At 64.4% G+C, this 19,459-nt stretch carries 27 protein-coding genes and 1 pseudogene; 15 read left to right on the forward strand and 13 right to left on the reverse strand.

Features of this window, described 5'->3' with window-relative positions; all coding sequences use genetic code 11:
* Positions 1-172: 172 nt before the first annotated feature.
* On the forward strand, positions 173-622 hold the full coding sequence (locus FJ949_RS22155) for a universal stress protein (RefSeq protein ID WP_140499152.1): 450 nt from the start codon (positions 173-175) through the stop codon (positions 620-622).
* A gap of 36 nt (positions 623-658) precedes the next feature.
* On the opposite strand, the gene FJ949_RS22160 is transcribed toward FJ949_RS22155, so the two are convergent.
* Positions 659-1,417, reverse strand: a complete 759-nt coding sequence (locus FJ949_RS22160) for a sulfite exporter TauE/SafE family protein (RefSeq protein ID WP_140499154.1) — start codon at positions 1,415-1,417, stop codon at positions 659-661.
* Complete coding sequence (locus tag FJ949_RS22165) at positions 1,410-1,619, reverse strand: hypothetical protein (RefSeq protein ID WP_140499156.1); 210 nt, start codon at positions 1,617-1,619, stop codon at positions 1,410-1,412. The genes FJ949_RS22160 and FJ949_RS22165 overlap by 8 nt, the downstream gene beginning before the upstream one ends.
* Positions 1,620-1,789: 170 nt before the next feature.
* On the opposite strand from FJ949_RS22165, the gene FJ949_RS22170 reads away from it, so the two are divergent.
* From FJ949_RS22170 to FJ949_RS22195, 8 genes and pseudogenes are all read left to right on the forward strand, one after another.
* Complete coding sequence (locus FJ949_RS22170) at positions 1,790-2,662, forward strand: LysR substrate-binding domain-containing protein (protein ID WP_140499158.1); 873 nt, start codon at positions 1,790-1,792, stop codon at positions 2,660-2,662.
* 126 nt (positions 2,663-2,788) lie between these two features.
* Positions 2,789-3,295, forward strand: a complete 507-nt coding sequence (locus FJ949_RS22175; RefSeq protein ID WP_140499160.1) for an Lrp/AsnC family transcriptional regulator — start codon at positions 2,789-2,791, stop codon at positions 3,293-3,295.
* Positions 3,292-3,417 (forward strand): hypothetical protein, encoded by a 126-nt coding sequence (locus tag FJ949_RS31005; RefSeq protein WP_263486587.1) that lies wholly within the window; start codon positions 3,292-3,294, stop codon positions 3,415-3,417. The genes FJ949_RS22175 and FJ949_RS31005 overlap by 4 nt, the downstream gene beginning before the upstream one ends.
* Before the next feature lie 110 nt (positions 3,418-3,527).
* A complete protein-coding gene (locus FJ949_RS22180) occupies positions 3,528-3,872 on the forward strand; it encodes a transporter substrate-binding domain-containing protein (RefSeq protein WP_348642176.1) in 345 nt (114 codons plus the stop codon).
* Positions 3,817-3,990: pseudogene (locus tag FJ949_RS30775) on the forward strand (amino acid ABC transporter substrate-binding protein); the annotation flags it as partial. The gene FJ949_RS22180 and the pseudogene FJ949_RS30775, both read left to right, overlap by 56 nt.
* A gap of 114 nt (positions 3,991-4,104) precedes the next feature.
* Positions 4,105-4,776 carry an amino acid ABC transporter permease gene (locus FJ949_RS22185; protein ID WP_140499162.1) on the forward strand — a complete coding sequence of 224 codons (672 nt, stop codon included), beginning with the start codon at positions 4,105-4,107 and terminating at the stop codon, positions 4,774-4,776.
* A complete protein-coding gene (locus FJ949_RS22190; RefSeq protein WP_140499164.1) occupies positions 4,773-5,447 on the forward strand; it encodes an amino acid ABC transporter permease in 675 nt (224 codons plus the stop codon). Before FJ949_RS22185 ends, FJ949_RS22190 begins: the two co-directional genes overlap by 4 nt.
* 25 nt (positions 5,448-5,472) lie before the next feature.
* Complete coding sequence (locus FJ949_RS22195; RefSeq protein ID WP_140499166.1) at positions 5,473-6,216, forward strand: amino acid ABC transporter ATP-binding protein; 744 nt, start codon at positions 5,473-5,475, stop codon at positions 6,214-6,216.
* 15 nt (positions 6,217-6,231) lie between these two features.
* Here the strand turns inward: FJ949_RS22195 and FJ949_RS22200 are convergent, their stop codons facing one another.
* The 5 genes from FJ949_RS22200 to FJ949_RS22220 all read right to left on the reverse strand — a co-directional run bounded on the left by FJ949_RS22200 (position 6,232) and on the right by FJ949_RS22220 (position 10,090).
* Entirely contained in the window at positions 6,232-6,930 is a 699-nt protein-coding gene (locus tag FJ949_RS22200; RefSeq protein ID WP_140499168.1) for an RES family NAD+ phosphorylase, read from the reverse strand.
* Positions 6,924-7,334, reverse strand: coding sequence for an MbcA/ParS/Xre antitoxin family protein (locus FJ949_RS22205; RefSeq protein WP_140499170.1), 411 nt, complete (start codon positions 7,332-7,334; stop codon positions 6,924-6,926). The genes FJ949_RS22200 and FJ949_RS22205 overlap by 7 nt, the downstream gene beginning before the upstream one ends.
* 297 nt (positions 7,335-7,631) lie before the next feature.
* Positions 7,632-9,065, reverse strand: coding sequence for an aldehyde dehydrogenase family protein (locus tag FJ949_RS22210; RefSeq protein WP_140499172.1), 1,434 nt, complete (start codon positions 9,063-9,065; stop codon positions 7,632-7,634).
* A 153-nt stretch (positions 9,066-9,218) separates the two neighbouring features.
* Positions 9,219-9,602 (reverse strand): ACT domain-containing protein, encoded by a 384-nt coding sequence (locus FJ949_RS22215; protein ID WP_140499174.1) that lies wholly within the window; start codon positions 9,600-9,602, stop codon positions 9,219-9,221.
* 20 nt (positions 9,603-9,622) lie between these two features.
* Positions 9,623-10,090, reverse strand: a complete 468-nt coding sequence (locus FJ949_RS22220) for a GNAT family N-acetyltransferase (RefSeq protein ID WP_140499176.1) — start codon at positions 10,088-10,090, stop codon at positions 9,623-9,625.
* Between the two features lie 418 nt (positions 10,091-10,508).
* Here FJ949_RS22220 and FJ949_RS22225 point away from each other — a divergent pair, with 418 nt between their 5' ends.
* Positions 10,509-11,573 (forward strand): YeiH family protein, encoded by a 1,065-nt coding sequence (locus FJ949_RS22225; RefSeq protein WP_140499178.1) that lies wholly within the window; start codon positions 10,509-10,511, stop codon positions 11,571-11,573.
* 49 nt (positions 11,574-11,622) lie between these two features.
* Here the strand turns inward: FJ949_RS22225 and FJ949_RS22230 are convergent, their stop codons facing one another.
* Positions 11,623-12,120, reverse strand: a complete 498-nt coding sequence (locus FJ949_RS22230) for a GAF domain-containing protein (RefSeq protein ID WP_140499180.1) — start codon at positions 12,118-12,120, stop codon at positions 11,623-11,625.
* A gap of 76 nt (positions 12,121-12,196) precedes the next feature.
* Between FJ949_RS22230 and FJ949_RS22235 the strand changes: the two genes are divergently transcribed.
* On the forward strand, positions 12,197-12,610 hold the full coding sequence (locus tag FJ949_RS22235; protein WP_224646788.1) for an NUDIX domain-containing protein: 414 nt from the start codon (positions 12,197-12,199) through the stop codon (positions 12,608-12,610).
* Between the two features lie 17 nt (positions 12,611-12,627).
* On the opposite strand, the gene FJ949_RS30410 is transcribed toward FJ949_RS22235, so the two are convergent.
* From FJ949_RS30410 to FJ949_RS22245, 3 genes are all read right to left on the reverse strand, one after another.
* Complete coding sequence (locus tag FJ949_RS30410; protein ID WP_181171590.1) at positions 12,628-12,786, reverse strand: hypothetical protein; 159 nt, start codon at positions 12,784-12,786, stop codon at positions 12,628-12,630.
* 149 nt (positions 12,787-12,935) lie between these two features.
* Positions 12,936-14,564, reverse strand: a complete 1,629-nt coding sequence (gene groL, locus FJ949_RS22240) for a chaperonin GroEL (RefSeq protein ID WP_140499184.1) — start codon at positions 14,562-14,564, stop codon at positions 12,936-12,938.
* Between the two features lie 60 nt (positions 14,565-14,624).
* Complete coding sequence (locus FJ949_RS22245) at positions 14,625-14,939, reverse strand: co-chaperone GroES (RefSeq protein WP_140499186.1); 315 nt, start codon at positions 14,937-14,939, stop codon at positions 14,625-14,627.
* A gap of 245 nt (positions 14,940-15,184) precedes the next feature.
* On the opposite strand from FJ949_RS22245, the gene FJ949_RS22250 reads away from it, so the two are divergent.
* Positions 15,185-15,433, forward strand: a complete 249-nt coding sequence (locus FJ949_RS22250; protein ID WP_140499188.1) for a hypothetical protein — start codon at positions 15,185-15,187, stop codon at positions 15,431-15,433.
* A complete protein-coding gene (locus FJ949_RS22255; RefSeq protein WP_140499190.1) occupies positions 15,430-15,696 on the forward strand; it encodes a DUF1488 domain-containing protein in 267 nt (88 codons plus the stop codon). The genes FJ949_RS22250 and FJ949_RS22255 overlap by 4 nt, the downstream gene beginning before the upstream one ends.
* Positions 15,697-15,719: 23 nt before the next feature.
* Here the strand turns inward: FJ949_RS22255 and FJ949_RS22260 are convergent, their stop codons facing one another.
* Both FJ949_RS22260 and FJ949_RS22265 read right to left on the reverse strand, forming a co-directional pair.
* Positions 15,720-15,911: a hypothetical protein gene (locus FJ949_RS22260; protein WP_140499192.1), complete on the reverse strand. Its 192-nt coding sequence runs from the start codon at positions 15,909-15,911 to the stop codon at positions 15,720-15,722.
* A gap of 5 nt (positions 15,912-15,916) precedes the next feature.
* On the reverse strand, positions 15,917-16,123 hold the full coding sequence (locus FJ949_RS22265) for a hypothetical protein (protein ID WP_140499194.1): 207 nt from the start codon (positions 16,121-16,123) through the stop codon (positions 15,917-15,919).
* Positions 16,124-16,840: 717 nt separating this feature from the next.
* On the opposite strand from FJ949_RS22265, the gene FJ949_RS22270 reads away from it, so the two are divergent.
* Both FJ949_RS22270 and FJ949_RS22275 read left to right on the forward strand, forming a co-directional pair.
* A complete protein-coding gene (locus tag FJ949_RS22270; RefSeq protein ID WP_140499196.1) occupies positions 16,841-17,890 on the forward strand; it encodes a LacI family DNA-binding transcriptional regulator in 1,050 nt (349 codons plus the stop codon).
* Positions 17,891-17,953: 63 nt separating this feature from the next.
* Complete coding sequence (locus FJ949_RS22275) at positions 17,954-19,201, forward strand: sugar ABC transporter substrate-binding protein (protein ID WP_140499198.1); 1,248 nt, start codon at positions 17,954-17,956, stop codon at positions 19,199-19,201.
* Positions 19,202-19,459: the final 258 nt, after the last annotated feature.

Below are 19,459 nucleotides of genomic sequence, written 5' to 3' on the forward strand. Positions count from 1 at the left end.
CGAAGGGGAATCCAGCTGGCGCGAAAGTCCGGGGTGGAACGTTTGGGTGCGGTCCATGAAATGCCCACCACATTCCCTGGCCCTGATCCCCGCCGCATTGGCACAATGACTGGGCGCCGGGCATAACTATGTGTGGTCCATAGTTCACCAAGCACGATAGGTCACGATCATCATGTACAAACATCTGCTCATCGCCACCGACGGGTCGGAACTGGCCGACAAGGGCGTTGCCCACGGCCTCGGGCTGGCAAAGGGCCTCGGCGCCGCCGTGACCTTCGTCACCGTCTCGGAACAATTCCCGATCTTCGCCTGGGGCGGCGCCATGGCCGGCTACGCCGCGGGCGATGAGCTGGCCGCCTATCAGGAAGAAGCCCGCAAATACGGCAAGGAGGTGCTCGACAAATGCAAGGCTTCCGCCGAGGGGCTGGGCGTGTCGGCCAAGGTCGTGCACATCGAGGACAGAAGGCCCGCCGAGGCGATCCTGGAACTGTCGCAGACCGAACGCTGCGACCTGATCGTCATGGCCTCGCACGGCCGCCGCGGATTGGGCAGGCTGCTTCTGGGAAGCCAGACGGCGGAAGTCGTATCCTACAGCGAAATCCCGGTCCTGGTGGTGCGGTAGGCCGGGTCCGGCCAGTCGGCGCTCTGCAAGCGGCGCTCAGAACGCCGCCTCGGCCATGAGATAAAATCCAAGCGCCAAGAGCCCGGCGAAGAACACTTTGCGAAAAGTCTCGACGCTCATGCGCCGGCGCAGCGCCTGGCCGACAGCCATGCCGGCGAGCGCAGGCGCCAGCGCCGCGATCGAACCCGCCAGCCCGGCCGTGGGCGAGGCCAGGGCGCCGGCCCTGAACAGCCCGATGGCCAGCGCCGCCGTCGACACGGTGAAGGACAGGCCGAGCGCCTGGATCAGCTCTTCCCTGCCCAGCCGCAGCGATTGCAGGTAGGGCACCGCCGGAATGACGAAGACGCCGGTGGCGCCGGTGACCAGACCGGTCGCCACCCCGACCAGCGGCGATAGCAAGGCCTCGTGGCGTGGCGGCGTTGAGAAGCCGGCCTTTGCGAGGCCGAGAACGGCATAGAGCATCAGTGCCACGCCGAGCGCGCCGGACGCGGCCGCCGTATGCGCGCCGGTGAGCAGGCCGGCGCCAGCAACGGTGCCGATCACCACGCCGGCCATCATCGTCCATAGCCGCCTGACGAGCCCGCCGAACGAAGGACCGGTGGACAATTGCCACAGATTGATAACCAGCGACGGGATCAGCAGAAGCGTGGCCGCCTCGGCCGGCGCCATGGTCACCGCCAGCAGGCCCATCGCCACCGTCGGCAGGCCCATCCCGACCACGCCCTTGACGAAGCCGGCGGCAAGGAAGACGGCGCAGATCCAGGCAACGGCGGCGGCGCTCAGCGGCTCAATCATGGAGCAGCATGTCGGCGGCGTCGATCCCCGCTGCCGGCCCCGCCGGTCCGGCGGCACTGCTGACAGGGGCGGATGTCATGGCGCATCCTGGCATGCCGGAATCCGAGCGCGCCACGGCCAGAAGGGCGACGGCAACCGCCAGCAGCATCGCCGCGCTTTCAGCGATGCCGAGCCCTTGCCGGTTCGATGCTGGTTTTCTCATCCTGGACCTCCACCGAAACTGTTTGACGAAATTCGCCGTCACCCACAATGTGGAAATCGCGGCACCAGCCTTCGGCTGAGGCGAAGGCTGGCGCCGCAAGCCGGTCGGCCCGCTGCGCCATCGATCGCGTGATAGCGCCATCGCCCGGGCTGTCTTGCGGGAGGAAAAAGATGCGCTTCGACCTCGTCGATCTCCGGCTGTTCCTACTGGTTGCCGAGCGCGGCAGCATAACCCATGGCGCCGAGCTCGCGGGCCTCGCGCTGGCCTCGGCCAGTGCCCGTATCAAGGGCATGGAGGACAGGCTCGGCGCGCCGCTTCTGGAGCGCCGCCGGCGCGGCGTGGTGCCGACCGCCGCCGGCCAGGCGCTGCTGCACCACGCGCGCGCGGTGCAGAATCAGATCGAGGCGATGGCCGGCGAGCTCGGCGCCTATGCCACGGGCCTGCGCGCGCGGGTCCGCCTGCTCGCCAACACGGCCGCCACCAGCGAACTTCTGCGCGACAGGCTGCCGGCCTTTCTGGTCGCGCATCCCGGCGTCGACATAGACCTCGATGAGCGCCCCAGCCACGAGATCGCCGAGGCGGTGGCGAGCGGCGCCGCCGATCTTGGCATTGCTGCGACCTGGGCCGGCCTTTCCCATCTCGAACAGAAACCGTTCTTCGTTGACCGGCTGGTGGTGATCGCCGCGCGCAACCGCCCCGGCCTCGAAGGCCGCGCGACCGGCCTCGCCGACATTCTCGGTGAAACCTTTGTCGGCCTGAGCGCCGGCCATCCCTTGCAGGAGCACATCTCCCGCCAAGCCGCGCGCCTGGGCGGTCATCTGCATTTTCGCATCCGCGTGCCCGGCCTCGACAATGTCTGCAGGCTGGTGGCGCAGGGCGCGGGCGTCGCCATCGTGCCGGAAAGCACGGTGCGCCGCTCGGCGCCCAGCCTGCGCAGCCTGCGGCTGACGGACGACTGGGGAACCCGCCAGCTCAATCTCTGCGCCCGCCGCTTCGACACGTTGACGCCGCAGGCCAAGCTGTTGGTGACCGCGCTGGTGTGAAGCCGCCGCCACATGCTGAATTCGCGTGGAATCATGCCTTGCCTTTGAGGAATCCATGAAATAGCTTGTTTGCACATAGGCAAAAAAAGTCGCCTAGCTTTTTTCGTTTTATGAAAGACGGGGGACTTGCGGGAACATCTCGATCTGACCGATCGGCGGCTGGTCAAACAGCTGTCGCAGGACGCGCAGCCGGGCATCAACCGCCTTGCCGAGATTCTGGCGATCTCGGTGCCGACGGTGCGCACGCGGCTGCGCAACCTGCTCGACCGCAACCTGCTCAAGATCGTCGGGCTCCTGAACCTGACGGAGCGGCCCGAACTGATCTCGGCCATCGTCGGCATCAACGCGCAAGGGCGCGGCCGCGCCCGCGAGCTGGCGCAGCGCATTTCCGAACTGCCCTTCGTCAACTCGGCCTCGGTCGTCACCGGGCGCTTCGACATCATCGTCGACGTGACGGTGGCCGGCGACGTCGCCGATCTCTACCGCGTCACCAGCGAGTTGATCCCGGGCGCCGGCGAGCCGGGCGAGGTCGTGCGCAGCGAGACCTTCGTGGTCATGGCGTCCTGCAACAAATGGGTCAGTCTGCCGGAAGGCTGCTGGTCGGACGACAGCATTCGCAAGGAGCCGGCATGAGGATAGCGGTTCTCGAGAGCCTCGGCCTGCTCAACCCGCTGCTGCATGTGCCGGACGCGCCTTTCTTCGGCGCGTTGCCCAGGCGCGGCATCGCGGTCGCCGAAACGGCGGCCCGGCACTGAGGAGACGGATTTTCGAACGGTGGCCGCCGCTGGCAACGGCGCCGCCGCGCAAAAAGCACCCTGTAGGGTAGACAACAAGACGACAAAAGGAGGAATGCCCAATGAAACCAATGAAGATTGCCAAGCTTTTCATCGCCGGCCTCGCACTGGCCGGTCTCACCGCCGCCGCCAGCGCCGGATCGCTCGACGACATCACCAAGCGCGGCGAACTGCGTGTCGCCGTGCAGACGCAGGGACCGCCCTTCTCGCTGGTCGGCGCCAATGGCGAACGCACCGGCAGTTCCGTGGAACTGGCCGAACTGATGGCCAAGGAAATGGGCGTCAAGATCACCTTCCTCGACTTTCAACGATGTCTCGGCGGTCAAGGGCCAGTCGACGGCCTATCCGGCCGGCACCTTCACAATCATGCCGGACCTCCTCTCGAAGGAGCCGCTTGCCTTCGCCACCCGCTATGACGAGCCGGATCTCCTGATCTGGATGAACCTGTTCCTCAACCAGGTCACCATCGACGGCCGCCTGCAGAAGAACCTCGACTACTGGGTCAATTCGGAAGACTGGAAGAAAGATCACTGATTAGGAATTAGGGATTAGTGAGTAGCGAATTAGTGAGTAGTGGATAGGGAATTCCGGATCCGCCTGCCTACTCACTACTCACTACTCACTATTCCCTACCCACCATTCACGCCCATGCTCGAGAATTTCAGCTTCCGCACCATCGTCGAATACCTGCCCCTGTTCGGGCAGGGCCTGGTCACGACCGTGTGGCTGTCGGCGCTGTCCTTTTTCGGCGCGCTCGCGGTCGGCATCCTGCTGTGCGCGATGAACCTGCAGCGCGGCTGGCTGTTTCGGGTGCCGGCCAAGGCCTATATCGACGCCGTACGCGCCACGCCCTTGCTGGCGCAGCTCTATTTTCTCTATTTCGGCCTGCCGCGCCTCGGTTTCGTGCTGCCCGAACTCGTCGTCGGCATCCTCGCGTTGTCACTGAACAGCGGCGCCTATGTCGCTGAAATCATTCGCGCCGGCATCCTGTCGATCCCGCGCGGCCAGGTTGAGGCCAGTGTTGCTTCGGGCATGACCTATGTCCAGCGCATGCGCCTGGTGGTCTTGCCGCAGGCGTTCAAGGTGACGATCCCGCCGCTGCTGGGACAAGCGATCGTGCTGGTCAAGGATTCGGCGCTCCTGTCGCTGATCTCGGTTGCCGAGCTGACGCGCGCCGGCCAGTTGCTCGCCTCCGACCGTTTCATGCCGGCGGAAGGATTTCTCACCATCGCCGCCTTCTACCTCATGCTCTATTACGGCCTCAAGGGGCTGGCGGTTCTCTCCGGCCGCTGGCTCGGCTCGGCGGGAGCGCGCATATGATCTGGCAGCAGTTGCAAAGCCTTGCGGGCAGCTATCCGCTGGCGCTGCGCGGCCTCGGCATGACCGTGGTGCTGTCGCTGATCAGCCTGGTGCTGGGCACCCTGCTCGGCTTCGGCCTCGGCATCTTGCGGACTGGCGGCAACCGGTTGATCGCCGGCGTGATCGGTGCCTGGGTAGACCTCATCCGGGGCACCCCGTTCCTGGTGCAGATATTCCTGATCTTCTTCATCTTGCCGGAGCTGGGCATCGAGCTCGACGCCTTCACCGCCGGCATCATCGCGCTGACCAACCTCGCCGCCTGCTTCATCTGCGAGATCGTCGCCGCCGGCATCCGTTCGGTTCCGACGGGCCAGGTCGAGGCGGCACTGGCGTCCGGCCTGTCGCGCTGGCAGCGCATGCGCCAGGTGGTGCTACCGCAGGCGATGCGCATCGTGCTGCCGCCGCTGGTCGGGCAATATGTGCTGCTGATCAAGGATTCTTCGGTCGTGTCGGCGATCGGCCTGACCGACCTCACCCGCGTCGGCTGGCTGGTGGTGCAGCGCGTGCCGAACGGCCTGCTGGTGTTCTTCCTCGTCGGCGTCGGCTATTTCATCGTCTGCTATCCGCTGATCATGCTCGCCCGCCGGCTCGAACGGCGCATGGGTGCCGCCCATGGCGAGGTGCAGATATGACATCGAACCCAAAGGTTCTGACCACATGACCAAAACGGGCATGATCGATTTTCGCGGCGTCAACAAATGGTTCGGCCCGCTCAACGTGCTGAGGGACATCACGCTCAGCGTCGAGCCGCGCGAAGTGGTCGTCGTCTGCGGCCCGAGCGGGTCGGGCAAGAGCACGCTTATCCGCTGCATCAACGGGCTGGAGACGATCAAGGACGGCGACCTTGTCGTCGACGGCCAGCGGCTCGGCGACCCCGCCACCAACATGACGAAGCTGCGCACCGAGATCGGCTTCGTCTTCCAGTCCTTCAACCTCTACCCGCACAAGACCGCGCTCGAAAACGTCACGCTGGCGCCGATCCATGTCCGCAAGATCCCGCGCGCCGAGGCCGAGCAGGCCGGCCGCGAACTGCTGGCCAAGGTTGGGCTTGCCGACAAGGTCAACGCCTATCCTGCGCAGCTTTCAGGCGGACAGCAGCAGCGCGTGGCGATCGCCCGCTGTCTCGGCATGCGCCCCAAGATCATGCTGTTCGACGAGCCGACATCCGCGCTCGACCCCGAGATGATTTCGGAAGTGCTCGACGTCATGGTCGCGGTTGCCGAGGAAGGCATGACCATGATGGTGGTGACGCATGAGATGGGCTTTGCCCGCAAGGTCGCCCAGCGCGTGGTGTTCATGGATGCCGGCGCCATCGTCGAAAGCGGCACGCCCGACGAGTTCTTCTCGCACCCCAGGACCGATCGCAGCCGCGCCTTCCTGAGCAAGATCCTGCGGCACTGACCGGCGCCGCCGCCTTCAAGTGACCGCCAGCACCTTGCCTGTATCGTGCTGGCGCACGAAATCCACGCGGCGGCCGTCCCAGTGATAGCTGTAGTGCCTCCCCTGGACGGGAACGGTGATTGCATCCGGCCAGAAGATGCCGATGCACTGCCCGCTCGGCATGCGCACGCTGCTCCACACCAGCCCGTCGCTGCCGGCCGCGCGCAAGGCGCGGCCTTCGGCCTGCGAGGTGGTGTAGTCGTCCGGGTCAAGCGCGCCGGGCACCGCGTTGACGTCATCGAGGTCGCGATCGACGCTGCCGATCAGCACGCGGAAATCCGCGGTCCAGCCCGGCTCCTCCTTGGTGGCGCGCATAAAATTCTGGTGGTGGTGGATGGTTTCGGCCAGCGCCACCTCCTCGCTGTCGCCGGCATAGTAGATGCCGTAGCTGCCATCGGAAAACCGCCCGGGCCGCAAGGTCGAGCAATGCACGAAGGGCGCCATCACGAAACTTGCGCCGGGTCCGGACACCCGCCTTTCGGCAGGAACCTTGCCGAGGTCGCCGAGTTCCAGCCGGATGCGCGGATTGGTCTTCTCCTCGACGGCGGCCAGCGCTTCCCAATCGCGTGGGTCGGCAATGTCCTCGAAGAGGTCGATCGGCGGATGGATGGAGCGGATGATGCGGAAGGTCTGGGGCCAGTGGACGCGGCGCCGGACCGCGAGCCCACTCACCATGCACCACGCTCCGCGTCGAGCCATTCGCGCATCGCGGCAAGGTCGGAGATTTCGCCGCGCAGCATCAGGTCGAGCGCCGACTGGCCGCCGAACGTGGCGTTGGGTTTTCGGATCCAGGCATAGCCGCGCGCCGGCTCGGTGAAGAGATAGCGCAAGCCCTTATGGATGCCCATCAGATGCGCCATGCGGGTGCGCAGATCGCGGTCGATCCGACCGATGCCGCCTTCCTTCCAGCGCGCCCAGGTCCGCGCCGACATGCCGCCGAGCAGGATGCAGGCCTCGAGGTCGGTGAGGCCCCACGCCTTGAACAGGTTGACCGTGGTGCGCGCCAGGGCGCCCGCCTCTTCATCCGAGATGGCGCTGCCGACCGCGGCCGGCGTGGTGACGATGGACTGAAGCTGCATTTTCTGCTCCCGCTATTGGCAGACATATAGCATGTATTTGCCAATTGGCAAGGAAACAGGACCAGAGCGGCCACCTAAAAAGGTGGCGCGGCATAACAGACCAGGGTTCCTCGCCCCCACAAAGGTGGGGGAGAGGTGGCTCGGCGAAGCCGAGACGGAGCGGGGGAATGGCGCGGCGTGGATATGCCGTGAAAACCTTCCAGCGCCGCAGCCCCCTCTCCGACCGCTTCGCCGCCACCTCTCCCCCGCTTTGCGGGGCCGAGGAACCCACGTTCTGTGAGGGCGGCTCTTGTCCGCCTACTCCGCCGCCTCATACCCCGCGATACCCTTGATCTCCAGAAAATCCTCCAGCCCGTATTCGGCGTATTCGCGGCCGTTGCCGGATTGCTTGTAGCCGCCGAAGGGCAGGCCGGCGTCCCATTGGGGATAGTTGATGTAGACGTTGCCGGAGCGCATGCGCGCCGCGACGTCGCGCGCCTTCTGGATATCCTTGGCCTGGATATAGGAGGCAAGGCCGTAGACGGTGTCGTTGGCCTGCTCGACCGCCTGCTCGACCGTGTCGTAGGGCATGATGGCCAGCACCGGCCCGAAAATCTCTTCGCGCGCGATGCGCATGTCGTGGGTGACATCGGCGAACACGGTCGGCCTGACATAGTAGCCACGGTTGAGTTCGGCCGGACGGCCGGGGCCGCCCGCGACCAGCGTGGCGCCCTCGTCTATGCCGCTCTGGATCATGTCCTGGATCTTGTCGAACTGGGCCTGGCTGACGACAGGGCCGAGCTTGGTGCCGGGAGCGTCGGCCGGACCGACCACGAACTTTTCCGCCGCCGCCTTGGCGTAGGAAGCCGCCTCGTCATGACGGTCGCGTGGCACGAACATACGGGTTGGCGCGTTGCAGGACTGGCCGCTGTTGCTGAAGCAGCCGGCGACGCCCTTGGTCACGGCGGTGGCGAGGTCGACATCCGGGAACAGGATGTTGGCCGACTTGCCGCCAAGTTCCTGGTGCACGCGCTTGACGGTGTCGGCGGCGGCCTTGGCCACCAATATGCCGGCCCGGGTGGAGCCGGTGAACGACATCATGTCGATATCGGGATGGCTGGACAGCGCCTGGCCGACGCCGGGGCCGTCGCCATTGACGAGGTTGAACACGCCCTTCGGCACGCCGGCCTCGTCGAAGATCTCGGCGAAGATGATGGCGTCGAGCGGCGCGATCTCGGATGGCTTCAGCACCATGGTGCAACCGGCGGCAAGCGCCGGACCCACCTTGCAGGTGATCTGGTTCAGCGGCCAGTTCCATGGCGTGATCAGGCCGACGACGCCGATCGGCTCCTTGACGATCAGCGAGGAGCCCTTGACCTGCCGGAACTGGAAGCTCTTCAGCACTTCCGCCATCTTGGCCAGATGCGCGAGCCCGATGCCGACCTGGCTGTCGAGCGCCATCCGGCGCGGCGCGCCCATCTCGCGTGACACGGCGAGCGCAAGGTCCTGGCTGCGCTTCTTGTAGACCTCGATGACGCGGTTGAGGATGTCGAGCCGTTCCTCGACCGAGGTGAAGCCGAATGTGCCGAAGGCCCGCTTCGCGGCGACCACCGCCTTGTCGACGTCGGCCTTGGAACCAAGCGAAATCTGCGCGAAGCTATCTTCGTTCGACGGATCGATGACATCGATCGTGTTGGGCACGACAGGATCGACCCACGCGCCATCGATGTAGAACTGCAGATTGTGTGACATGATTTCTCCTGAGGGGCGCCGCACAGCCGTCCGGCGTGATATCTGGTTAGAAATAACGATGCGCGAATGGCGGTGTCAAACGCAACCCCGAACTGGTGAGCGAGCCGCGACCGGTTGAACCAGCCGGGCGGGCGATAGCTGGAATAGAACGAGTTAAAGCAGAGTATGCCCGGCTTCGCCCAGAAGCCGTGTCGCCGCGACCCGATCGGCGGCTTTCACCAGCAGGTGATCGCCGTCGAAAGTCGACACCACGAAAATGCCCAGCTCGTTTTCCGACAGTGGCCTGATGATCGACAACACGATGCCGGTTTCATCGAAAGCGAAAGGTCCTTGGAGCTTGAAGGCGACCCACTCGTCATCCCGCTTGACGCCATCTGGAACGCGATCCTGCAGACAGACGATCGAAAGTTCATCCTCGGTTCTGGTGATGCTGACGAAGCCTGGCCCGTCCGCCCAACCGGGAACGCTCGCTCCAGGCTCGAGCCGCGAAATCGCGTACAGCCCGGGCAGTTGCTTCAGCCTGATTTTGGCAGCCATTGTCGAACTCCGATTGCGGTCTATCCAGCGAGCCTCTTGCTCATATAGACAGTCGTACCGTTCATGAACGGCTCCTCCCGGTCGATCCTATAGCCGTGCCTCTTGTAAAGCGACACATTGGCCGCGAAGGCGCCATTGGTCAGCAGGCGAAGTTCGTTGCGGCCCGCTTCGGCCGCCTTGCGTTCAGCCCGCTCCAGCAACAGCCGGCCGATCCCCCTTCCCTGCGCATGCGGTGCCACGCAGACATTCTCGATCCAGACATGATCGTCGGCTGGCATGGTTTCGATCGCGCCGACGATTTCGCCCTGGTCGGTCGCAAGGTCGAACTCATGCTCTGCAACCGCTATGTCGTAGTCGGCGCGCATGGGCAGCGGTTCGCGGCCGATCAGCGGCACCCATTTGGCATAGGCCAAGCGCACGATGTCCCGGATGGCTGCGGCGTCCGCCGGCCCGGCCTGCCGGAACTGGATGGAAGGATTGATGCTCATCGAGGGCTCCAGACATGAACAGCCCGCCGACGGTTGCGCGGGCGGGGCTGGGAAGAACGAACCGGAATTAACGGGCCACTCCTCGTCGTCGCGCAATCATGCCGCCTCGCAGTGTACAGGTTCGGCGTCGCATGACATTGGCGCGGGGAAGAACGAACATGGCGCCAAGCTGGCGCAGCATGAGTGGCCCGTCAAGCCGACGCCAAGCCACCTTCTGGCGGTGCCCCAGCCTCTTTACCGCGCTGCCTCACCAACCCTGATTAGAGGCATGCCGTATCGGCCCTTGGCCGACGACCGCATTTTGGTCACGTAAGCCGGAAAACCGTCCTGGAAAATCGATCATTCTAACGAAAATAATTCATTGGAAAGATTAGTCGGGGAATGGCATTCCCCGGGCGAAGTCGCCTGGAGCATGACGTTGTCTTCCTTATCCCACATTGCGAACGATATTCCAAAAAGCCTGATTTCCGCCGAACCCGCGCAGCGCCGCAAGGCGCTCGACTCGACCAAGGCCGGACCCGTGCCCGGTATGATATTGGTCGCGATGATCACTGCGGTGGCCTTCTCGGCCCGCAACGTCTCCGGCTTTGCCCTGTTCAGCCCGATGATAATAGCCGTCGTCGCCGGCATGATCTACTCCAACGTGCTCGGCACGCCGGGGCACGCCAAGGCCGGCATCGCGTTTTCGCAGCGCCGGCTGCTGCGCTTCGCCATAGTGCTGCTCGGTTTCCAGCTGACGCTCGGCCAGGTGGTATCGATCGGCGCCGGCGGTGTCGGCATCGTGGCAGCCACCCTTGGCGCCACCTTCGTCTTCACCATCACGCTCGGCCGGCTGATCGGCGTCGACGCGAAACTGGCGCAGCTGATCGCCGCCGGCACCTCGATCTGCGGTGCCTCGGCAATCGTGGCCACCAACATCGTCACCGACGCGCGCGACGAGGACGTCACCTACGCCGTCGCCTCGATCACCTTGTTCGGCACCGTCGCCATGCTCGGCTTCCCGCTGCTGGCGCCGCTGCTCGGCCTCGACCAGCATGCTTTCGGCCTGTGGGCGGGCGCCTCGATCCATGAGGTGGCGCAGGTCATCGGCGCCGGCTTCCAGAACGGCACCCAGTCGGGCGAGATCGCCACCGTCGCCAAGCTCACCCGCGTCGCCATGCTGGCGCCGATGGTCATCGCGCTGGGCCTGATGGCGCGCCGCAAGAGCAGCAGCGACCAGCAGGCGGCGCGCCCGCCCATGCCATGGTTCGTCGCCGCCTTCGTCGCCGTCGCGGCTCTGAACAGCCTTGTCGCGATACCCGCCGACGTGAAATCGGCGATGGCGCTCGCCACCACCATCATGCTGACCATGGGGCTGGCCGCCATGGGCCTGCAGGCCGATATCTCGCAGCTGCGCTCGCGCGGCCTGCGCCCGCTGGCGCTCGCCTTCTCCGCCTTCCTGTTCATCGGCGGCTTCAGTCTGATGCTGGTGAAGTTCGCCTAGGGCTCAAAGGCGGCGCTCTACGCGCCCCCTTTGTCCGGCAGGAAAGCGCCTAATCCTCGAACGAACTGGCCGCGACATAGATCGCGGCCAGCGTTTCGATGCCGGCCTGGTCCGCCTTGTCGAAGCGGCCGGGCAGCGGGCTGTCGAGATCGAGCACGCCGAAGACGCCTTCATCGTCTTCGAGAAGCACGACCAGTTCCGAACGCGAATCGGCGTCGCAGGCGATGTGGCCGGGGAAATCGTGCACGTCCTTGATAAGCATCGAGGTGCCGAGTTCGACCGCCGTGCCGCATACGCCCTTGCCTACGGCAATGCGCACGCAGGCCGGCTTGCCCTGGAACGGACCCAGCACCAATTCCTCGTCCGAGGCCAGGAAATAGAAGCCCGCCCAGTTGAGATCGGGCACCATCTGGAAGATCAGCGCCGCGGTGTTGGCGGCATTGGCAATCGAGTCGCCCTCGCCCTCGAGCAGCGCCTTCAGTTGCGCGGCAAGATCGCGGTAGAACGCGGCCTTGTCCGAAGTGTCGATGGCCTTGGCTGCGAACATGGCTTGTCTCCGAACTGAGAATCGCGGTTCCGTTTTCCGCAGGCTCTGCACCAAACGACCACCGGAACAGTCTACCGTGAATCCTACCCGCCACGAAAGCCGCAAGATCAGGGTCGCCGCCGGCGTCATCGCGGATGCGTCGGGCCGGCTGCTTCTGGTGCGCAAGCGCGGCACCAGCGCCTTCATGCAGCCCGGCGGCAAGATCGAGCCGTGCGAGGCGCCGCTCGACACCCTGATGCGCGAACTGCGCGAGGAACTCGGATTGGCGATCGACCCCGCCACCACCTCCCGGCTCGGCCTGTTCTCGGCCAAGGCCGCCAACGAGCCGGACAGCACGGTCGAGGCGGAATTGTTCGCGCTCTCCATCGACAGCCAGCCGATAGCCGCCGCCGAGATCGAGGAGATCATCTGGCTTGAGCCCGGCTCGACCAATTCCGTCGAACTCGCGCCGCTGACGCGCGATGTGGTGCTGAGGTTGAGCGGAATGTAGCGGCGGCGGCGCCGCTATTACATCGGACGCTTGGGTTCGCCGTTTTGTGGCGTTGCCGGATCGGGCTCGGATTTCTTGTGCTTGTCGGCGGCAATCCTGCGGATGCGGTCGAAGCGGCTTTCCTCTGTCGTTTCGGTCGTGACGACCGTCTGTGGCTTCTGCACGAACACGATCATGGATCGATCTCCTGGGCCAGAGGCCTGCGCGCCGGGGGAGAATCCCCCGGCGATAGTCGTCTCGCCTGCGGCAAAGGCCGGTTCGGCGAGATAAGGATCAGGCCTGAAAGACGGCTTTTATGAAACCATCTTCGCGAGCCGGTCGAATCCTAGTAGCCGCCCATGCCGCCACCGCTGCCCGCAGGCGCGGCATCCTTGGCCGGAATGTCCGAGATCATCGCTTCGGCGGTGATCAAAAGCGCGGCGATCGAGCCGGCATCTTGCAACGCGGTGCGCACCACTTTCGCCGGATCGACGATGCCCGCCTTGATCATGTCGACATACGCCTCGTTCTGGGCATCGAAACCCTGGTTGTGGTCCTTGCTGTCGGAGAGCTTGCCGACGACAACAGAGCCTTCAACGCCCGAATTCTCGGCGATCTGGCGGAGCGGCGCTTCGAGTGCCCTGAGCACGATCGAGATGCCGGCGGTGACATCGGCGTTGGCGCCGCCCAAGCCGGCAAGCGCCGTCCTGGCACGCAGCAGAGTCACGCCGCCGCCTGGCACGATGCCTTCCTCGACCGCCGCGCGCGTGGCGTTCAGCGCGTCGTCGATGCGATCCTTCTTTTCCTTGACTTCCGACTCGGTGGCGCCGCCGACGCGGATGACGGCAACGCCGCCGGAGAGCTTGGCCAGCCGCTCCTGCAGCTTCTCCTTGTCATAGTCGGAGGTGGTTTCCTCGATCTGGCCCTTGATCTGGGCGACGCGCGCCTGGATGGTCGCCTTGGTGCCGGCGCCGTCGATGATCGTGGTGGTGTCCTTTTCGATCAGCACGCGCTTGGCGCGACCGAGCATCTCGATGGTGACGTTCTCCAGCTTGATGCCGAGATCCTCGGAGATCATCTGGCCGGATGTGAGCACCGCGATGTCTTCCAGCATCGCCTTGCGGCGGTCGCCGAAGCCCGGCGCCTTGACGGCCGCGACCTTGAGGCCGCCGCGCAGCTTGTTGACGACCAGCGTCGCCAGAGCCTCGCCTTCGACGTCCTCGGAGATGATCAGCAGCGGCTTGCCGCTCTGCACCACCGCTTCCAGGATCGGCAGCATTGCCTGCAGATTGCCGAGCTTCTTCTCGTGGATGAGAATATAGGGCTCTTCCAGCTCCGCGCGCATCTTGTCGGCATTGGTGACGAAATAGGGCGAGAGATAGCCGCGGTCGAACTGCATGCCTTCGACGACGTCGAGCTCGGTGTTGGCGGTCTTGGCTTCCTCGACGGTGATGACGCCGTCATTTCCGACCTTGTCCATCGCCTTGGCGATCATCTCGCCGACGCTGGCATCGCCATTGGCGGCGATTGTGCCGACCTGCGCGATCTCGGCCGACGACTTGACCTTCTTGGCCTTCGCCTTGATTTCCACGACGACGGCCGCGACGGCCTGGTCGATGCCGCGCTTGAGGTCCATCGGGTTCATGCCGGCGGCAACCAGCTTGGCGCCTTCGCGCAGGATCGAGGCGGCCAGCACCGTGGCAGTGGTGGTGCCGTCGCCGGCGAGGTCGTTGGTCTTCGAGGCCACTTCGCGCACCATCTGCGCGCCCATGTTCTCGAACTTGTCGGCAAGCTCGATTTCCTTGGCGACGGTGACGCCGTCCTTGGTGATGCGCGGCGCCCCATAGGCCTTGTCGATGATGACGTTGCGGCCCTTGGGGCCGAGCGTGACCTTGACCGCATTGGTGAGGATCTCGACGCCGCGCAGCATACGGTCGCGCGCATCGGTGGAGAATTTGATTTCCTTGGCAGACATGATTTTATCCAGTTCGCATTTGGAGTGGAGCCGTCACCGCGCAGAGGCGCGGCGCTTCAGTCAGGCGGCCTTCTTGGCTTCGATGCTCTTTTCGATAACGCCCATGATGTCGGCTTCCTTCATGATCAGAAGATCCTCGCCGTCGATCTTGACCTCCGTGCCCGACCATTTGCCGAACAGGATCAAGTCGCCGGCCTTGACGTCGAGCGGAACAAGTGCGCCGTTTTCGTCGCGGGCGCCGGGACCAACCGCGATCACTTCGCCTTCCTGCGGCTTTTCCTTGGCATTGTCGGGAATGATGATGCCGCCCTTGGATTTGATATCGCCTTCGGCGCGCCGGATGACGACGCGGTCGTGGAGTGGCCGAAATTTCATGAGAACTTCTTTCTGGGGCCGGCATAGGCGGCCGCCCCCTTCTATAGGCTCTTTGGCACTCGATAGATAGGAGTGCCAAAATTTATTCCGAGCGTATATTGAATAATCGTAGTATTATTTCGGCGCCCGGTTTCATCGGGTCGGAAAACGACCAAATATTTCAAAAATTTGAATTTTCCCGGCAGAGTGCCTATTTATCGGACAAGTTCATTTTCACGATTTCAGACGCAAGGGAGATTTCCTCGATGGCCGACGGCAACCAGACGATCATGGAAAAAGCTGAAGCCCGCTTTGTCGACAAGCAGAAGAAGACGGCGGAGCGCAACAAGGCAACCGCCGAATATATGTCCGAAGCGAGGGCCAGGGAGATCAAGACGGCAAGGCTGAGGCAATTGCGGCTGGCCAAGGAAGAGGCCGACCGCGTGGCCGAGGCCCTGAACCCGACGCCGAAGAAGAAACGCGCGGTGAAGAAAACGACGGAGGCAAAATCATGAGCCTGACCTTCCCCAATCGCAGCCGCAGCTACGACGAGGCCGGCAAGCGCATCCGGTTCGTCGGCTATGACGGCATGTTTCAGATTTCCTTCTCGGTCGCCGCCGATGCCATGACCAGGATGCAGCCGGCGACGGCAGCCAATGAAGCCGGCTATCTCGCCACCTTCGACACCGAGAGCAGTGTCATCCGCGACGTAGCGTCAAAGGCCTATGACCGCACGCGCAAGAGCATGTATGTGCTGACGGCCGACGACTTCCGCTGAGACGACAGGCGGACGGCGCTGGATCAGGATTTACGCTCCGCCTTCTCCCGGCGCTTGACGTCCCGGACATTCATCTGATCGACCATGGCGTTGGCGTCGCTCGGGCTCATGCCGACCATCGCCCTTTGCCTGACGACGACGGGCTGGCCGGTGAAGACGTCGATGATGGCCCAGCTTTGGGGCAAGTCCATGCGCAGTGCGTAGCGGTTGGCCATTTGCCTCAGCCCTGCAACATGAAGAAGACCATGCCCAGGACCGATATCGTCCAGGCGACGACCGACAGCTTCAACACCATGCCGCCATGGGCGGCCAGAGCCTCCCGCAGCCGCGGGGCGATACCTGCCGACGGGACCGGTTCCACCGCGACGACACGGGGTCCCTTGGCGCCAAGTTTTCCAAAGACGGGCAACAGCGACGGTTCACGCACGAAAATGGCCTCGAATGTCGGGGAAAGTCGGAGCGGGCAAGCTCTCGCCCTTCCATAGCACTCTTTTGGCGAGTGCCCTGCATGCCAAATGCAAATAGGCTGCTTTAACGCCGGCCGCATGCCACGTGACCCCGATCGTCAGATGCTGAAAGCGCGCAAGGCGGCTGGGTAGCAGTCTTCTTGCCGGCGCGTCAGCGTCACGACGAAGACGAGGACCTGTCCGGCCCAGGCCGCAAATGCAAGCTGGCAAGACCCATCGCCCTTGATGGTCCGACGCAGGCTCTACGTCATATGATTTTTGGAGGCCTCGCCTCGGGATCGAACCGAGGCTTCAGAGATTTGCCGTCTCCAGCGTAGCCGCTCCGCCACGAGGCCATGACTAGCGAACTAACCGATAATATTTGCGCAAGCGTTAAGACCGAAGAGTCGTTTGTAGACATGTCGCCGATTGCCGCTTTGGTTGGCTCGCGCCATGGCAGCACTGACGACTGCCGATTAGGCGCCTGATATGAACTCGCCGAGCCCGTGAGCCCGCCCTCCGGCGGCCGCTTCGCACCACCGGAGGACCAGCCACTTTTCCTCTTGAACAGCCTCTGGATCTGGCCTAGCTTGGGTTGAGAAAAGGTTTTTCCAAACATTTCCGAGCGGGCTCGGCCATTGGCCGGGTCATTCCGGCCTGTAAGAGAAAACCTTTTCCCAATCGGGATTTTCGCCGCAATGGCATTGGACGATCAGCCAGCCTTTCCCAAGCCCGTCACCTTGCGTGACGTGGCGGCCGAGGCTGGCGTCAGCGTCGCCACCGCCTCGAAGGCGCTCAACGACCAGGGCCGCATGACCGCCGAGACCCGCGAGCGCATTCGCGAGACCGCGCAGCGCCTCGGCTTTCGGCCAAACAGCCTGGCGCAGAGTCTGCTGCGGCGACGCTCCTTCACCGTCGGCCTGCTCACCAACGATACCTATGGCCGCTTCTCGCTGCCGCTGATGTCGGGCATTTCCGACGCGCTGGTCGACGCCGGCGTCTCGGTGTTCCTGTGCAATGTCGAGGAGGATCCGCGTCTCGGCCAGCTCCATGTCGAGGCCATGCTCGACAAGCGCGTCGACGGCATCATCGCCACCGGCAAGCGCATCGACCGTCATCTGCCGGTCGACCTGTCTAATCTGCGCATTCCGGTGATCTATGCCTTCACCCAGCCCGATCCCGACGCCGTCGCCTTCGTCTCCGACGACGCTGGCGGCGCGCGGCTGGCGGTGGAGCATTTCTGTCGGCTCGGCCGCTGGCGCATCGCCCATGTCTCGGGACCGGCGAGCTTTGCCGTGGTGCACGCCAGGGCGCAGGCCTATCGCGATGTTCTGACCGAGAACGGCCTGTGGGTCACCGAGCCGCTGCTCGGCTCGTGGTCGGAGGCCTGGGGACACGAAGCCGTGGCGAGGCTGTTCGACGGCGCGGACGACGACGCAAGCGAAAGACCGGACGCCGTCTTCTGCGGCAACGACCAGATCGCGCGCGGCGTCATCGATGCCTTGCGCGAACGCGGTCTCGACGTGCCCGGCGATGTCGGCGTCATCGGTTTCGACAATTGGGAGATCGTGGCCGAAGCGACGCGCCCGCCGCTGACCTCGGTCGACATGAACCTGGCTGCGCTCGGCCGCGAAGCGGGGCTGACCTTGCTTTCCCTGGTCGGCGGCAAGCCCGCCGCGCCAGGCATCCGGAAACTGCCGTGCCGGCTGGTGGTGCGTCAGTCCTGCGGCCGCCTGCCGGACGGCTGAAGAACCAAACGCCGCAATCGGCGGCAAGCCGCGCATCGCGGCCAAAACGTGGAGGAGGAGAATATGAGGACTTTGATTGCCAAGCTGGCCTTGACGGCCGCCGTACTCGGCTGCGGGCTGCAATTTGCCGCCGCCGAGACCGCCAACATCTGGGTGCGCGCCGACGGCTCGAACTTCATGCCGCGCATCGTCGATGCCTACAACAAGGGCCACACCAACCAGATCAAGCTCGACATCATCCCCAACGCCGAGATCATTCCGAAATACGGTGCTGCCGCCGCCGGCGGCACGGCGCCCGACGCGCTGTCGCTCGACCTGATCTACACGCCCTCCTTTGCTGCCGCCGGTCAGTTGGAGGACATCACCGACTGGGCCAAGTCGCTCCCCTATTTCGCCAGCCTGTCGCCGGCTCATGTGAAGACCGGCACGTACAAGGACCGCATCTACGGCCTGCCCTTCTCCGCCGACGCCTCGGTGCTGATCTGGAACAAGAAGCTGTTCAAGCAGGCCGGCCTCGACCCCGAAAAGGGCCCGGCCAATTGGGCCGAGATCGAAGCCGACGCCGAAAAAGTCAATGCGCTCGGCGGCAACATCAAGGGCTTCTACTTCTCCGGCAATTGCGGCGGCTGCAACATCTTCACCTTCACGCCGCTGGTCTGGGCCTCGGGCGGCGATATTCTCTCACAGGACGGCTCCAAGGCGACGCTGGACAGCCCGCAGCTGCGTGGCGCCATCGATCTCTACCGCTCGATGGTCAAGAAGGGCCTGGTGCCGGAAGGCGCCCAGACCGACACCGGCGCCAATTTCTTCGCCGCCTTCGCCGGCGGCAACATCGGCATCTCGCCTTCGGGCGCCTTCGCCATCGGCGCGCTCAACACCCAGTATCCCGACATCGACTACGGCATCACCTTCCTGCCGGGCAAGGATGGCGGCTGGTCGTCCTTTGCCGGCGGCGACAATTTCGTCGTCACCAAGGGCACCAAGAAGATCGATGTGGTGAAGGAGTTCCTCGACTTCGCCTATTCGCTGGAGGGCCAGACGATCCTGGCCAAATATGGCAGCCTGCCGGTGCGCGGCGACATCGCCAAGGACGCGCTCAAGGACCTCGACCCGCGCTACCAGGTCGCAGCCGAGGCCATGGCCAAGGGCAAGACGCCCTATTCGGTGGTGTTCAACGACCTGATCAACTCCGCCAACGGCCCGTGGACGCAGATGGTCAACGAGGTGTTCTTCGGCGACGACGTCGACGGCGCCATCGCCAATGCGCAGGAGACCATGCAGTCGATCATAGACCAGGCGCCGCAGAAATAGGCGCCTGCCGGCCGCCCGCCTGTCTCCCTGAGCGGGTGGCCGGATACTGTTTGGTTCAGATACAGGGCTATCGCGTTGAGAAGACTCACTAGCATCGACAGCTTGGGACCTAGCGCACTTCGCCTCCCCTTCTCCCCTTGTGGGGTGAGAAGCGGTCCGCGCAGCGGACGAAAAGCCAACTGCTTGGCTTTTCGAGCTTCGAACGCCCTGAGCCTGCGAAGGGCCGGGTGGTGGCCGATCCACTCTGCCGGGTCCCCG

This window comes from Mesorhizobium sp. B2-4-1, assembly GCF_006442185.1.
Classification (GTDB): Bacteria; Pseudomonadota; Alphaproteobacteria; order Rhizobiales; family Rhizobiaceae; genus Mesorhizobium.

Coding starts and splice junctions, on each gene's coding strand:
- FJ949_RS22195 (WP_140499166.1), top strand. CDS start 5,473: ATGACCAAAACGGGCATGATCGATTTTCGCGGCGTCAACAAATGGTTC.
- FJ949_RS22180 (WP_348642176.1), top strand. CDS start 3,528: ATGAAGATTGCCAAGCTTTTCATCGCCGGCCTCGCACTGGCCGGTCTC.
- FJ949_RS22210 (WP_140499172.1), bottom strand. CDS start 9,065: ATGTCACACAATCTGCAGTTCTACATCGATGGCGCGTGGGTCGATCCT.
- FJ949_RS22275 (WP_140499198.1), top strand. CDS start 17,954: ATGAGGACTTTGATTGCCAAGCTGGCCTTGACGGCCGCCGTACTCGGC.
- FJ949_RS22205 (WP_140499170.1), bottom strand. CDS start 7,334: ATGCAGCTTCAGTCCATCGTCACCACGCCGGCCGCGGTCGGCAGCGCC.
- FJ949_RS22200 (WP_140499168.1), bottom strand. CDS start 6,930: ATGGTGAGTGGGCTCGCGGTCCGGCGCCGCGTCCACTGGCCCCAGACC.
- FJ949_RS31005 (WP_263486587.1), top strand. CDS start 3,292: ATGAGGATAGCGGTTCTCGAGAGCCTCGGCCTGCTCAACCCGCTGCTG.
- FJ949_RS22230 (WP_140499180.1), bottom strand. CDS start 12,120: ATGTTCGCAGCCAAGGCCATCGACACTTCGGACAAGGCCGCGTTCTAC.
- FJ949_RS22255 (WP_140499190.1), top strand. CDS start 15,430: ATGAGCCTGACCTTCCCCAATCGCAGCCGCAGCTACGACGAGGCCGGC.
- groL (WP_140499184.1), bottom strand. CDS start 14,564: ATGTCTGCCAAGGAAATCAAATTCTCCACCGATGCGCGCGACCGTATG.
- FJ949_RS22170 (WP_140499158.1), top strand. CDS start 1,790: ATGCGCTTCGACCTCGTCGATCTCCGGCTGTTCCTACTGGTTGCCGAG.
- FJ949_RS22155 (WP_140499152.1), top strand. CDS start 173: ATGTACAAACATCTGCTCATCGCCACCGACGGGTCGGAACTGGCCGAC.
- FJ949_RS30410 (WP_181171590.1), bottom strand. CDS start 12,786: ATGATCGTGTTCGTGCAGAAGCCACAGACGGTCGTCACGACCGAAACG.
- FJ949_RS22165 (WP_140499156.1), bottom strand. CDS start 1,619: ATGAGAAAACCAGCATCGAACCGGCAAGGGCTCGGCATCGCTGAAAGC.
- FJ949_RS22220 (WP_140499176.1), bottom strand. CDS start 10,090: ATGAGCATCAATCCTTCCATCCAGTTCCGGCAGGCCGGGCCGGCGGAC.
- FJ949_RS22190 (WP_140499164.1), top strand. CDS start 4,773: ATGATCTGGCAGCAGTTGCAAAGCCTTGCGGGCAGCTATCCGCTGGCG.
- FJ949_RS22270 (WP_140499196.1), top strand. CDS start 16,841: ATGGCATTGGACGATCAGCCAGCCTTTCCCAAGCCCGTCACCTTGCGT.
- FJ949_RS22160 (WP_140499154.1), bottom strand. CDS start 1,417: ATGATTGAGCCGCTGAGCGCCGCCGCCGTTGCCTGGATCTGCGCCGTC.
- FJ949_RS22215 (WP_140499174.1), bottom strand. CDS start 9,602: ATGGCTGCCAAAATCAGGCTGAAGCAACTGCCCGGGCTGTACGCGATT.
- FJ949_RS22260 (WP_140499192.1), bottom strand. CDS start 15,911: ATGGCCAACCGCTACGCACTGCGCATGGACTTGCCCCAAAGCTGGGCC.
- FJ949_RS22245 (WP_140499186.1), bottom strand. CDS start 14,939: ATGAAATTTCGGCCACTCCACGACCGCGTCGTCATCCGGCGCGCCGAA.
- FJ949_RS22250 (WP_140499188.1), top strand. CDS start 15,185: ATGGCCGACGGCAACCAGACGATCATGGAAAAAGCTGAAGCCCGCTTT.
- FJ949_RS22185 (WP_140499162.1), top strand. CDS start 4,105: ATGCTCGAGAATTTCAGCTTCCGCACCATCGTCGAATACCTGCCCCTG.